This window comes from Desulfobulbus elongatus DSM 2908 (assembly GCF_000621145.1).
Classification (GTDB): Bacteria; Desulfobacterota; Desulfobulbia; order Desulfobulbales; family Desulfobulbaceae; genus Desulfobulbus; species Desulfobulbus elongatus.
In genome coordinates this window covers 16,682-30,000 of the sequence record NZ_JHZB01000039.1, presented here as the reverse complement: position 1 = coordinate 30,000, position 13,319 = coordinate 16,682, and the positions used below count along the sequence as shown (strand labels likewise).

Below are 13,319 nucleotides of genomic sequence, written 5' to 3'. Positions count from 1 at the left end.
TTTGCCTAAGTCCTCCGCCTACACGCTTAAACCGGGACAACCAATACCCGGATGGCCTATCCTTCTCCGTCCCCCCTTATCCAATGCCCACACCAGCGGTACGGGAATATTAACCCGTTTCCCATCGACTACGCTTTTCAGCCTCGCCTTAGGGGCCGACTAACCCTGAGCAGATTAACTTGACTTCAGGAAACCTTAGACTTTCGGCGTGAAGGTTTTTCACCTTCATTTTCGCTACTCGTGTCAACATAAGCTCTTGTGATACCTCCAGCACACCTCACGATGCACCTTCTCAGGCCTACACAATGTTCTCCTACCATCGATTGCTCGATCCGTAGCTTCGGTACTGCACTTCAGCCCCGTTACATTTTCGGCGCAAATTCACTAGACCAGTGAGCTATTACGCTATCTTTAAAGGATTGCTGCTTCTAAGCCAACCTCCTGGTTGTCTCAGCAATTTCACCTCCTTTTCCACTTAGTGCAGTTTAGGGACCTTAGCTGACGGTCTGGGCTCTTACCCTCTCGACCATGGAACTTATCTCCCACAGTCTGACTCCCGCATTTGAACTTGACGGCATTCAGAGTTTGTATGGGTTTGGTAATCCGGTGGGACCCCTAGCCCAAACAGTGCTTTACCTCCGTCAGTCACCATGCGAGGCTATACCTAAATATATTTCGGAGAAAACCAGCTATCACCGAGTTTGATTAGCCTTTCACTCCTATCCACACCTCATCCAAGCAGTTTTCAACCTACAATGGTTCGGGCCTCCATCTCGTGTTACCGAGACTTCACCCTGGACATGGATAGATCACCCGGCTTCGGGTCTACCCCACGCAACTTGACGCCCTGTTAAGACTCGCTTTCGCTACGGCTCCACCTATCGGCTTAACCTTGCTGCGTAGGGTAAGTCGTTGACTCATTATGCAAAAGGCACGCTGTCACATCACATGGATGCTCCAACTGCTTGTAAGCTGACGGTTTCAGTTTCTATTTCACTCCCCTCCCGGGGTTCTTTTCACCTTTCCCTCACGGTACTGGTTCACTATCGGTCACTAGGGAGTATTTAGCCTTGGAAGATGGTCCTCCCGGATTCCCACAAGGTTTCACGTGTCTCGTGGTACTCGGGGACACCCTAGGGTGATTCGAGATTTCGCCTACCGGGCTATCACCGTCTCTGGCCGGCCTTTCCATACCGTTTGACTATCTCTCCTCAATCCCATGTCGGGGCCCCACAACCCCCATAAGCAAGCCTATGGGTTTGGGCTCCTCCGCGTTCGCTCGCCACTACTTGCGGAATCTCAATTGATTTCTTCTCCTGAGGGTACTGAGATGTTTCACTTCCCCTCGTTCGCTTTCGTCACCTATGTATTCAGTAACGAATGACAGAGTTTGAATTCTGCCGGGTTGCCCCATTCGGAAATCTCCGGGTCAAAGCCTGTTAGCAGCTCACCGAAGCTTATCGCAGCTTGCCACGTCCTTCATCGCCTCCTAGTGCCAAGGCATCCGCCGTCAGCCCTTAGTAGCTTAACCATAAGTCTTTTTTAAACAAAGTTAGCTCTAAACGCTTGTTTGTAGTACACCGACGCCTTCCGTGCGGAGACCTGACGGCCCACTTGCACCAGCATCGGTTCTACGATTTAGATACCCTGCTATTCAATTGTCAAAGATCAAAAAACTCTGAAAGTTTAAAGTCAGATGTCCAGCAACGCTCGACATCCAACCTTACTCCTTCAAATTCTGGTGGAGGTGAACGGGATCGAACCGATGACCTCCTGCGTGCAAGGCAGGCGCTCTCCCAGCTGAGCTACACCCCCAGTCTCCACTTGGCCGGCATGCCTGGTGGGCCTAGGTGGACTTGAACCACCGACCTCACGCTTATCAGGCGTGCGCTCTAACCAAGCTGAGCTATAGGCCCATGCCCTTGATCTCTCAAAACCAAACAGTAACGAGCGGGGTTGATCCCATACAGGAAAACCCCTGTATCTTTCCTTATAAAGGAGGTGATCCAGCCCCAGGTTCCCCTAGGGCTACCTTGTTACGACTTCACCCCAGTTACCAGCCATACCTTGGCAGCCTGCCCCCTTGCGGTTAGCTCAACTGCTTCTGGTACAACCGACTCCCGTGGTGTGACGGGCGGTGTGTACAAGGCCCGGGAACGTATTCACCGCGGCATGCTGATCCGCGATTACTAGCGATTCCAACTTCATGGAGTCGAGTTGCAGACTCCAATCCGGACTGAGACCGAATTTATGGGATTGGCTCCACTTCGCAGTGTCGCTGCCCTTTGTATCGGCCATTGTAGTACGTGTGTAGCCCTGGTCATAAAGGCCATGAGGACTTGACGTCATCCCCACCTTCCTCCGGTTTGACACCGGCAGTCCCTTTAGAGTGCCCAGCCGAACTGATGGCAACTAAAGGCAAGGGTTGCGCTCGTTGCGGGACTTAACCCAACATCTCACGACACGAGCTGACGACAGCCATGCAGCACCTGTCTCCAGGCTCCTTCGAATGAAGGCACTCCCTAGTTTCCTAAGGATTCCCGGGATGTCAAGACCAGGTAAGGTTCTTCGCGTTGCATCGAATTAAACCACATACTCCACCGCTTGTGCGGGCCCCCGTCAATTCCTTTGAGTTTTAATCTTGCGACCGTACTCCCCAGGCGGTCAACTTAATGCGTTAGCTGCGACACAGAGGGGATCAACACCCCCTACATCTAGTTGACATCGTTTACGGCGTGGACTACCAGGGTATCTAATCCTGTTTGCTCCCCACGCTTTCGCGCCTCAGCGTCAGTATCCAGCCAGAAAGTCGCCTTCGCCACCGGTATTCCTCCCGATATCTACGAATTTCACCTCTACACCGGGAATTCCACTTTCCCCTCTGGTACTCAAGTCTGACAGTTTCAAATGCACTTCCACAGTTAAGCCATGGGCTTTCACATCTGACTTATCAAACCGCCTACGCGCCCTTTACGCCCAGTGATTCCGAACAACGCTTGCACCCTCCGTATTACCGCGGCTGCTGGCACGGAGTTAGCCGGTGCTTCCTTTAGAGGTACCGTCAAACACAACGGGTATTAACCGCTATGCACTTCTTTCCTCTTGACAGAGCTTTACGACCCGAAGGCCTTCCTCACTCACGCGGCGTCGCTGCGTCAGGGTTGCCCCCATTGCGCAATATTCCTCACTGCTGCCTCCCGTAGGAGTCTGGCCCGTGTTCCAGTGCCAGTGTGGCGGATCATCCTCTCAGACCCGCTAACCATCGTTGCCTAGGTAGGCCCTTACCCCACCTACTAGCTAATGGTACGCAGACCCCTCTTCATGCAGTAGCATATGCAGAGGCCACCTTTTCTTGTCAACCTTATGAAAAACAAGAATATCCGGTATTAGTACCCCTTTCGGCGTATTATTCCAGACATGAAGACAGGTTATCTACGCGTTACTCACCCGTGCGCCACTCTACTTGGGACCGAAGTCCCGTTCGCGTTCGACTTGCATGTGTTAAGCACGCCGCCAGCGTTCGTTCTGAGCCAGGATCAAACTCTCCAGTTCAATATCCTGACCAATCACAATCGATTGGACTTGTTCCAATTCAAAACCAAATAAATCTTGGCCCGCTCGTTTACTGTTCAGTTTTCAAAGATCAAACACCCTGGCCCATCAGGCGTAAACCTAACTTTTGCCAAGCATTTCTCGCTCCAGCGGCGAGACACTCATCTTAACACCTTGAAGAATGATGGTCAACAACTTTCTGGCGTTTCTTCCGATCCGCCCGTGCTGCGCCTTGCATCCCTTGAGGCAACGGTGGGCGAAAATACAGGAACCCCTGGTGAATGTCAACGCCTTTTTTCGATTTTGTCGTCTTTGCAACAGTGCCGTTTTCAACGGTTCGAATTCATTTCTTTTTTTGTTTGCTTTCTGGCGGGGCTTTGTCGTAGGATGCCTGCACACCGCAGGCCGATGCGGGTGGATGCGTCTCAGTCTCATTGTGCGAGGGGCACAGCCGATATTTGCATGGATCGACAACATCATTCCATCCTCAGAGAGATACCCAGCGTGAACGACTGCATCGATTGGCTCGTTGCGGCAGGTTCCCTGGACGATATCCCCTTGCAGCGTCTCAAATTCTGTGTCCGGCGCTATCTGGCAACCCTGCGGGAATCGATCCTGGCCGATGGCGAGGCCGGGACACTTCTGGCCGACCGGCAGCGGTTGCTTGGCGAGATGACGGACTTTGTGCGGCAGTATCACCGTCCCCGCATGCGCCGCGTCATCAACGGCACCGGGGTGATTGTCCATACCAATCTGGGCCGCTCGCTCCTGCCTGCCGCGGCCATGGATATGCTCGAGTCCGTCGGCAGAAGCTATGCCAACCTCGAACTGGATCTGGAGACGGGCAAGCGCGGCTCCCGCTATCACCATGTCGAGGGGCTGCTGTGCGAGCTGACCGGTGCTGAAGCGGCACTCGTGGTCAACAATAACGCGGCTGCAGTCCTGCTTGCTCTGGAAACCCTGGCCAGCGCTAGGGAAGTGATCGTTTCCCGCGGCCAGTTGGTGGAAATCGGCGGCTCTTTCCGCATCCCCGATATCATGCGCCGCAGCGGCGCCCGCCTGGTCGAGGTCGGCACCACCAACCGCACCCACCTGCGCGACTATCAGCAGGCGCTGACCGGCGATACGGGGCTGCTGCTCCGGGTGCATTGCAGCAATTACCGGATCATCGGGTTCACCAGCGAGGTGAGCAATGCCGCCCTGGTTCGGCTTGGAAAAGACCACGGAATCCCGGTCATGGAAGACCTCGGCTCGGGATGCCTGATCGATCTGAGCCGATTCGGGCTGACCAAGGAACCAACGGTCCAGGACGCGGTGGCCAGCGGCATGGATGTGGTGACCTTCAGCGGCGACAAGCTGCTGGGCGGCCCGCAGGCGGGCATCCTGGTCGGCAGGAAACACTATATCGATCGGATAAAAAGCAACCCGCTGAACAGGGCCCTACGTATCGACAAGCTGACCCTGGCTGCGCTGGAATCGGTGCTCAGGCTGTACCTTGACGAATCGCAGGCGCTGCGGCAGATTCCCACCTTGGCCCTGATCGCCCTGCCGGCGGAGGTGCTGGCGGAACGGGCGCGGGATCTGTGCGAGCGATGCCGCGCCCTGCTGGTGGACCATGCCGTCTTTACCGTTCAGCCAACCTGGTCCCAGGTCGGCGGTGGTGCCATGCCGGAGCAGAATCTGGCCAGTTGGGCCGTCGCCGTGGCACCTGTGGCCATGAAGATCAGTCTGCTGGAGAACCGGCTGCGTCAGGCTGCCATTCCGGTGATCGGCCGGGTGGAATCGGACCGGCTGTTGTTCGACCTGCGGACCATCGCCGCCGACGAGATCGAGGCCTTGCTCGCCAGCCTGCAAACCACCCTGGTCATCGACAAAGAAAGCGCATCCGAAGACCGGGGCTGATTCCTCCAATTTTTCATCATATTTCTCTGCCAATAAGAACCAGCATGCTCTCTCTGGGTGATCTGTCTCTCCTGCACCGGCCCATGGCCGAAGAAGCGCAACGGCTTTTGCCCGTGCCCGCCACCGTCACGTTTGCCGTTTTTGCCGCCGATGGTTCGCTGCATCCCCTGGATGGAGCCGCGGCAATCAGACCGGCTTCCGCTCCCCTGCCGGAAACGACCGCGCTCCGCGACCCCGGCATGCTGGGCGATCAATTGGTCCTGCCGCTGGAACTGCCCTCCGGCGAGCGCGCGGCCGTGGTGATCGGCGACGTTGATCCCGCGCTGCTGCGCAAGATGTCGGCCCGGTGGCTGCGGGAGCTGCGCGCCACTCTGCTGCCGGAGCTTGAGCTGGTGCGGTGGGGCTACATCGATCCGGAGGCCGATCTGTACAACCGGCGCGCGGCCATGGCGTTTCTGGAAGAAACCGCTGGTGACGGACCGGTCTTTTTCCTTCTCCTGAACACGGCTTTCTACCGGCGGACAGCGGCAGGCAACATCCAGAAGTTGCGGGAGATCGCCGACCTGTTGCAGGCCCTGACCCGAACACCCTGTTTTTCGTTCGGCTACGGCGTGTTCGGGGTGTTGATGCCGGCGGAAAGCCGGGAGCAGGCCATGAAAACCACCCACTATCTCCAGCATCAGCTGAAGCGGGAAGGGCTGAGCCGGGTGCAGATCGGCTTTGCCCAGGTGGACGGCGACGGCTGCCAGCCGGCCGCCAGCATGCTGGACCGGCTCTGGCGCGCCCTGAGCCTGGCCGAAAGGCGCGGTCCTTTCGGATTGTGCGATATCGATGCCATCGACGAACGGTTCCCCCATCCCTTCCAGCTCAAACAGGCCGAGCTGCTGGCCCGGATGCAGCGGCACTGGCGGGGCCTGTCCCGGTTCACCCACGTGATGATTGCCCGGCAGCCGGCAACAGGACCGGCAGACGTGTCCCTTGAGTGGCCGACGGTGCTTTCTTCCGTGGGTGGTCATTTTCTCGGCGAGGAGGAACATCATTCCTTGTGCATCCTGCCGGACGCCGATGCGGCAGGCATCGAGCGAGCGGTTGCCGCCATTCGGGCGCAGGTCCGCGAATGTTGCGGCGATGAGCAGGCCGTGGCCATCGGCATCGCGTCCTGGCCCTGTCTGGATTTCACCAAAAGCGACATACCGGGCAACTGCCTCAAGGCCCTCATGCACGGATCCTTCCTCGGGTCGGGAACCACGACGGTTTTCGACCATGTCAGCTTGAATGTCAGCGGCGACTTCTTCTTCGAGGAAGGCGACTATCGGGCCGCCATCCGCGAATACCGCCGGGGGCTCCGGTTGCAGCCCGGCGACACGAACCTGATCAACAGTCTGGGAGTGGCGCTGGTGGAATGCGGCCAGGAACGGCAGGCCGCGGCCTGCTTCCAGGAGGTGTTGGCCAAGGAGCCGGCCAACTACATGGCCCTGGTCAATCTCGGCCATGTGCAGCAGACCCTGGGGCGGCGGGAAAAGGCGCTGGAATGCTTCGAGCGGGCGTATCGGGTTCTGGACCGGACAGCCACCGCGCCGCAGGAGTTGCTTCTGCCGTTGGGCAAGCTCTATGCCGAGTTGGGCGACCATGCGAAGGCCCTGGCGGTATTCGAGCGGTGGCGAGAGTGGCCCGACAGCGACGGCGAGTTTCTTTTATTTCGCTTGCAGGGCCAGGCATACCTGGAAAACGGGCGGGGCGAGGAAGCGGTCAGGGCCTGCCAGCGGGCTTTGCAGCTTTTTCCCCAGGACAGCGTATCGCTCAGCACTCTGGGATTGCTGTACGTGGAGCAGGGCGAGGGGAACGATGTCGGCCTGACACTCTGTCGCAAAGCCTTGGCCCTGGACAATTTCAATCCGGATCACTGGTACCGGCTGGGCCGCGCCCTGCTGCATGCGGACGATCAGGCCGGTGCGGCAGCCGCGGTCAGGCAATGCCTGCAATTGCAGCGCAGCCATGTCGAGGGCTTGCTGCTCGCTGGTCGTCTCCATCTGCTGAGCAGGAAACCGAGGCGGGCGGCCCGGTGTTTCAACCAGGCCATGGCCGCAAAGGCCTGTACCCCGTCCCAGGCACAACGCGCCCGGGCCGCGCTCGCCGAACTGGCGGCTTGCTGAAATCGGTCAGCGGGTTCCGGCCCCATTCGCATCTCCCCGAAAGAAAAGTTGCACAAGGCGCATGAATTGCTTCAACATTGCCGGACCTTTCTGCTACCCTGCACACAGAACGATTTTGCCGGTTCAGCAACCATTGCATGAGGAGCAGCACACATGGCCCAGATAGACGCTTTTTTCAAGCTGATGAATGACGAAGGCGCGTCCGATCTCCATTTGATGGCCGGACAGCAGCCGGTTCTGCGCATCCGTGGCGACATGGAGCGGGTGAAATTCAAGGTCCTCGACAACGAGGCCCTGAAGAGCATGCTCTACGAGATCTGTCCGGAAGACAAGATCAAGATTTTCGAGGAGAGCGGGGATCTCGATTTCGGCTACGAGATTCCGGGACTGGCCCGCTACCGCTGCAATTTCTTTCAGCAGAAATACGGAATCGGCGCGGTCTTCCGCGAGATTCCCAGCGAAATCATGACCTGCGAACAGCTCGGCCTGCCCAAGGTGGTGTCGCGGCTGGCCTCCCTGCCCAAGGGGCTGGTGCTGGTCACCGGTCCGACCGGTTCGGGTAAATCGACCACCCTTGCCGCGATCCTCGACGAGTGCAACCGGACCAGGAAGGATCACATCCTCACCGTCGAGGACCCCATCGAGTTCGTCCATAAAAGCCAGAACTGCGTCGTCAACCACCGGGAGGTGGGCACGCACACCCGCAGTTTCGCCGCCGCCCTGCGCGGCGCCCTCCGCGAGGACCCAGACATCATTCTGGTCGGCGAAATGCGCGACCTGGAGACCATTGCCCTGGCCATGGAGGCGGCCATGACCGGTCACCTCGTGTTCGGTACCCTCCACACCATCAACGCCATGAAAACGGTGGACCGCGTGGTGGAAATTTTTCCCGCCAACCAGCAGGGGCAGGTCCGGTCCACGCTGGCCGACGCCCTGCGCGCCGTGGTCGCGCAAACGCTGTTCAAGCGGATCGATGTCAAGGGACGGGTGGCGGCCTTGGAGATTCTCATCTGCACGGCGGCGGTCCGCAACCTGATCCGCGAGGGCAAGACCTACCAGATTCCCTCGATCATGCAGACCGGCAAGAAATTCGGCATGCAGACCCTGGACGACGCGATCTTCGAACTTTTGGAAAAGAAGAAGATCAGCCCGGAGGACGCCTACAGCAACAGCTACGAAAAGGCGCGGTTCCTGAAATTCCTGCGCCATCAACCGTCGGATTTCACCGAGATCTGACCGCAGCAGCCGATCGGGCCGGCTCGCTGCCGTACCGGCCCAGGCAGCCAGCCAGGACCTTGCGTTGCGCCTGACTGAGGTTGATGAAGCGAGCGCAGTTGTTGCGGATGGTGGTGGTGAAGCCGTTGGTCTCCAGGGACTGCTCGGCGGTGGCGACGATTTCGGCCGGGAGCAGTTCCAGGGAGGAACCGTCGTTGCAGTTGTAGAGGTCTAGCCGGAAAAAGCGGCGGGGGAGGGGTGGGGCCTGGCGGTGCAGGTCGAAACAGAGGCCGCCCTCGCTGATGTTCCTGATACGGGCGTACTGGTTCGTGGCCGGGATGCGGATCAGAAAAAACGACGGCAGCCGCCGGCGGGGAAAATGTCGTTGCTCCACGCCGATGGCGCAGGGAAAGAGCAGGACGATCTGCTGATGGCAATCGGCGCAGGCGTACGACCGGGCTGTGGGCAGGGCGGCGAGCCGGGAGTTCGGCGGACGCGCGATCAGGTTGCCGCCACCGCAGGCCGGACATTTTTTACCGAACACCATCATCGTCGTTCTTCCTCCGGATTGCCGTCATTTTTGCTGCAATCCGGCACCATACCCCATCGGTTCCGTCCCTTCAAGCCTCACCTGCCGAACGCAACCGTCCCGTTCTCCCCGTCAAACCGAAGGCTTTCTCCCGCATAGGTGCTGATCTGCATGTCCTGCCCGTCGGTGCGGGCGGTTATGGTGCCCGTCTGCCCGGTGATCAGGACCGGGATTTTTTTCTGCCGCCACGTTGCGAGGTGTTCCGGCGCGGGTAGGACGTTCTGCCGCCGCTGGCCGGCGGAAACGACGATCACCGCCGGAGCGACCGCCTCCAGGAAGGGCTCGCCGGACGAGGTGCGGCTGCCGTGGTGCGGGGCCAGCAGCACGTCGGACTGGACAGATGCCGCTGCCCAGATCAGCCTGTTTTCGCTGGCGCTGCCGATGTCGCCCGGAAAAAGGAAGCTGCGCGCCCCGTACTGAAGCCGCACCACCAGGCTGCGGTCATTGGTCGACCAGGAACTCGTCCGGTCCAGCAGATCGTTCATGCCGAGACAGACGACCTTCAGGTCCCGCTCCTGCCGGAGCACCTCACCCGCCCTGGCAACCCGCACGACACCGCCCTGCGAACGGACCGTCCGGAGCAGTTGTTCGTAGGACGGTTCCTCTCCCCCATCACCGTTGACGAATACCCGTTGCGGCCGGAACCGGGCGGCGACAAAGGGCAGGCCGTTGTAGTGGTCCTGATGGGGATGAGAAATGACCAGGTCGTCGAGCCGCCAGATCCGCTGCCGCCAGAGAAAGGGACCGATCAGGCTTTGACCGGGATCGAACCGCGTGCTTTGAGTGCCGCCGCCGTCGATCAGCATGGTGGTGCCGTCGGGCAGACGCACCAGAGCGGAGCTGCCCTGGCCGACATCGAGAAAGCTGACCGTCACCTCGGGTTTGTTTTCGCGCAGCCACAGGGAACGGGTGAACGAACCGGTCAGCAGGAGCGCCAGGCCCAGGGCCAGGGCAAGCCGTGGGCCTGTCCTCCGGGGATGGAGCAGCAGAAAGAGCACGAGAAAATAGAGGGCGATTTCCGTCGGGGTGGGGGTGATGGTCCAGAGCGAGGCGTAGGGAAAGCCGGCAACGGCCTCGGCCAGCCAGATCGTCAGTTCGATGCCGGCTCGGCCGATCTGGAACAACAGCTGTGCCAGGTCCGGAAAGAGCGGGATCATGGGCAGGGCCAGGAGGCCGCAGGGCAGGGCCCACAGGCAGAGCAGCGGCTCGATCAGCAGGTTCATGACCGGGCCGATCAGGGAAAAGCGGTTGAAGTGGTAGAGCAGGATCGGCAGGGTGCCGGCGGTGGCGGCCAGCGACACGTAAAGCATCGACTGGAGGACGCGAAACGCCCGCATGAGCCATGGGGGAAACCTCGACGGCGTTGCCTCCGGCGGCAGGAACAGGGGCAGGCGGGGATAGATCAGGTTGATGGCCAGGACTGCGGCAAAGGAGAGCTGGAAGGACGGAGTGAAGAGGGCCAGTGGCGTGAGGGCGAGCACGATGAGGGCCGCGGCGGCGATCAGGTGGATCAGGGTCCGCTGCCGCCGGACCACCACGGCGAACAGCACCAAAAGCGCCGTGGCCAGCGAGCGGACGGCCGGGACGTTGAACCCGGCGATGAAGGTGTAGAAGAGCAGCACCGGCGCGGTCAGCACCAGCGCCAGGGTGGGCACGTGGATGTGGAGCAGCAGCCAGGTGCTCCGCTTGAGCAGCCAGGTGAACATTGCCACGCAGAAGACCCCGAGCAGGCTGAGGTGGAGTCCGGAGATCGAGAGCACATGAAAGGTGCCGTTGTCCTTGAAGGCCTCGACCAGGTGCGGCGCGACATTGACCGTGGAACCGACGAGCAGGGCCTGAAAAAGCCCGGCGACGTCGCGGTCGAAGCGGGCGGCGAGAAACCCGGCGGCCTTTTGCCGGATCTGTTCGGGCACAAACAGCAGATCGCGCCAGCCGGACCGCAGCGGTTCCGCCACCGGCAGGATCTCGCGGGGTGAATGAACCCAGCCCGAGCAGAAAATGTGTTGTGCGGCCATCTGCAACCGATAATCGAAGGCACCGGGCGTCTGATAATTGCGGATGCGGTCCAGGGTGGCCATGACCATGATTTTTGTGCCCGGAACGAAGTGCGGGTCGATGGCGCCGGGAACGGAAAGCCGCACCTTGCCCCGGACCGGGCGGAACTCGCCGGGTCCGGCGGAATCGTGCCGCAGCAGGGCTTCGCTGTCCAGGTCCCACCGGGTCCGTTCGCCGTTGTCTTCGGCCATGGTCAGCATCCGGCCGATCAGGGTGACCTTGGTCGGTGCGGTGATGAGGGTGGCGACATGATGCGGGTCGGCAACGGGCTGCAATGCTCCATGGGTATGGAGCAGGCCGGTCAGGAAGAAGAGGGGCAGGGCGGCAAGTGGCCGCAGCCGGCGGATGAGGACGAAGGCAAGGAGGGGTAGCACGAACAGGGCAGCCGCCAGGACAGGGGGCGGTTCCAGATCGGCTGGCCATGGGGGCAGGCACGCCGCGGTGCTGGCACCGGCAAGGAAACAGACGGTGACACTGACCAGCAGGTTGTCGGTGCAGCGGCGGACCAGCCCGTCCACGGAAGTCATGGGGGCGAAGGTACCCCCGGCAGCAGGGCGGTGATGGCCTCCAGGTGTCGGCGGACCACGCCCCGGTTGGCCAGAACACAGGCCCGCGCCGCCTCGGCCATCGAGCGTCGCCGGTTTCTGTCGGTGAGGAGGTCCCGGAGCACGGCTTGCAACTCCTCGCCCGAGTCGACCTGGCTGGCGCCGCCGTAGCGAATCAGTTCCGCGGCAATCTCGGCGAAATCCTCCATGTGCGGACCGAAAAGAACGGGAACGGCGACGGCGGCCGGCTCGATGGGATTGTGACCGCCGGCGGCCACCAGGCTGCCGCCGACAAAGGCCAGGTCGGCCATGGCGTAGCAGCCGGCCAGCTCGCCGATGGTATCGAGGATGAGCAGGGGCCCGGTGTCCTGGCGGTCGGTGCTCCGGCGGCGGCAGGACAGGCCGTGCTGCTCGGCCAGTTCGATGATCTCTCCGGCCCGTTCGATGTTGCGCGGGGCCAGCACGAGCTGGAGATCGGCGATCTCCGCGCGCAGTCGCCGGTACGCCTCGAAGACGATGGTCTCCTCGCCGCGATGGGTCGACCCGCAGACCCACAGCGGCGGGGCCACGGCAAAGCCGTACCGTTCCTTTTGAATGGCGAGCGCTTCCTGGTTGGTCGCCTCGCCGCTCAACAGGCTGGTGTCGAACTTGAGGTTGCCCAGGGTGACCACCTTGTCCGGCTTCACGCCCAGGGCGACCATGTGGGCGGCATCGGCGGCGGTCTGCATGGAAAGCAGGGAGAAAGATCGGAACATCGGCAGGAAGAAACGGGCAAGCCGCCGGTAGCGGGCCAGGGAGGCGGCCGAGATCCGGCCATTGACCAGGACGGCGGGAATCCGTTCGTGGCGGAGGCGGCGCAGCCAATGCCACCAGAAATCGGTTTCCACCAGAAGAAAGAGATCGGGCTTGAGCACACGGAGGAAATACGGCACCACCCAGCCCAGGTCCACCGGCGCGGCGATGACGAGATCGACATACGGCGCCACCAGTTTGCGGGCCACCTGGTCCCCGGCCCCGGTGGTGACGGAAAAGAGGAGCCGTGCCTGGGGATAAGCCTGCCGCAGGCCGCGCGCCAGGGGCACGGCCGAGGTGACCTCGCCCACCGAGAGGGCATGCAGCCAGATGGTCGGGCCGCTGGATGGAGGCAGTTGTGCCACCTGCGCGGCCAGGCCCCACCCCAGCCGTTTGCCGATCCGGCCACGGTATTTTTTCCGGCAGGCAAGGAGCGCGAGAACCGGCAGCAGGGCGAGCGCCAGGGCGGTGGTGAACAGGGGATAGAGCAGCAGCATGGATGGTCGAGTCCTCGGA

6 protein-coding genes, 2 tRNA genes and 2 rRNA genes (1 of these 10 cut by a window edge) are annotated in these 13,319 nt (G+C 60.8%); 3 read left to right on the top strand and 7 right to left on the bottom strand.

Features of this window, described 5'->3' with window-relative positions; genetic code table 11:
* The 4 genes from Q362_RS0115225 to Q362_RS0115210 form a co-directional block, all read right to left on the bottom strand.
* Positions 1-1,531: ribosomal RNA gene (locus Q362_RS0115225) — 23S ribosomal RNA — on the bottom strand; it reaches 1,407 nt to the left of the window's first position.
* A 208-nt stretch (positions 1,532-1,739) separates the two neighbouring features.
* A tRNA-Ala gene (locus Q362_RS0115220) sits at positions 1,740-1,815 on the bottom strand.
* Positions 1,816-1,838: 23 nt separating this feature from the next.
* Positions 1,839-1,916, bottom strand: a tRNA-Ile gene (locus Q362_RS0115215).
* A 78-nt stretch (positions 1,917-1,994) separates the two neighbouring features.
* Positions 1,995-3,552: ribosomal RNA gene (locus tag Q362_RS0115210) — 16S ribosomal RNA — on the bottom strand.
* The 16S and 23S rRNA genes sit together here with 2 tRNA genes alongside, the layout of an rRNA operon.
* 462 nt (positions 3,553-4,014) lie before the next feature.
* On the opposite strand from Q362_RS0115210, the gene selA reads away from it, so the two are divergent.
* The 3 genes from selA to Q362_RS0115195 all read left to right on the top strand — a co-directional run bounded on the left by selA (position 4,015) and on the right by Q362_RS0115195 (position 8,843).
* The gene (gene selA, locus Q362_RS0115205; RefSeq protein ID WP_028319377.1) at positions 4,015-5,454 is read left to right on the top strand and encodes an L-seryl-tRNA(Sec) selenium transferase; all 1,440 of its coding nucleotides are present in this window, start codon (positions 4,015-4,017) and stop codon (positions 5,452-5,454) included.
* 44 nt (positions 5,455-5,498) lie between these two features.
* Positions 5,499-7,607 (top strand): tetratricopeptide repeat-containing diguanylate cyclase, encoded by a 2,109-nt coding sequence (locus tag Q362_RS0115200; RefSeq protein WP_028319376.1) that lies wholly within the window; start codon positions 5,499-5,501, stop codon positions 7,605-7,607.
* A 153-nt stretch (positions 7,608-7,760) separates the two neighbouring features.
* Entirely contained in the window at positions 7,761-8,843 is a 1,083-nt protein-coding gene (locus tag Q362_RS0115195) for a type IV pilus twitching motility protein PilT (RefSeq protein ID WP_028319375.1), read from the top strand.
* Here Q362_RS0115195 and Q362_RS0115190 read toward each other — a convergent pair.
* From Q362_RS0115190 to Q362_RS21035, 3 genes are all read right to left on the bottom strand, one after another.
* Entirely contained in the window at positions 8,830-9,372 is a 543-nt protein-coding gene (locus Q362_RS0115190) for a PilZ domain-containing protein (protein ID WP_028319374.1), read from the bottom strand. The genes Q362_RS0115195 and Q362_RS0115190 overlap by 14 nt on opposite strands.
* 77 nt (positions 9,373-9,449) lie before the next feature.
* Positions 9,450-11,993 (bottom strand): DNA internalization-related competence protein ComEC/Rec2, encoded by a 2,544-nt coding sequence (locus tag Q362_RS0115185; protein WP_028319373.1) that lies wholly within the window; start codon positions 11,991-11,993, stop codon positions 9,450-9,452.
* Complete coding sequence (locus tag Q362_RS21035) at positions 11,990-13,300, bottom strand: 3-deoxy-D-manno-octulosonic acid transferase (RefSeq protein WP_051554377.1); 1,311 nt, start codon at positions 13,298-13,300, stop codon at positions 11,990-11,992. Before Q362_RS21035 ends, Q362_RS0115185 begins: the two co-directional genes overlap by 4 nt.
* Positions 13,301-13,319: the final 19 nt, after the last annotated feature.

Coding starts and splice junctions, on each gene's coding strand:
- selA (WP_028319377.1), top strand. CDS start 4,015: ATGGATCGACAACATCATTCCATCCTCAGAGAGATACCCAGCGTGAAC.
- Q362_RS0115200 (WP_028319376.1), top strand. CDS start 5,499: ATGCTCTCTCTGGGTGATCTGTCTCTCCTGCACCGGCCCATGGCCGAA.
- Q362_RS0115195 (WP_028319375.1), top strand. CDS start 7,761: ATGGCCCAGATAGACGCTTTTTTCAAGCTGATGAATGACGAAGGCGCG.
- Q362_RS0115190 (WP_028319374.1), bottom strand. CDS start 9,372: ATGATGGTGTTCGGTAAAAAATGTCCGGCCTGCGGTGGCGGCAACCTG.
- Q362_RS0115185 (WP_028319373.1), bottom strand. CDS start 11,993: ATGACTTCCGTGGACGGGCTGGTCCGCCGCTGCACCGACAACCTGCTG.
- Q362_RS21035 (WP_051554377.1), bottom strand. CDS start 13,300: ATGCTGCTGCTCTATCCCCTGTTCACCACCGCCCTGGCGCTCGCCCTG.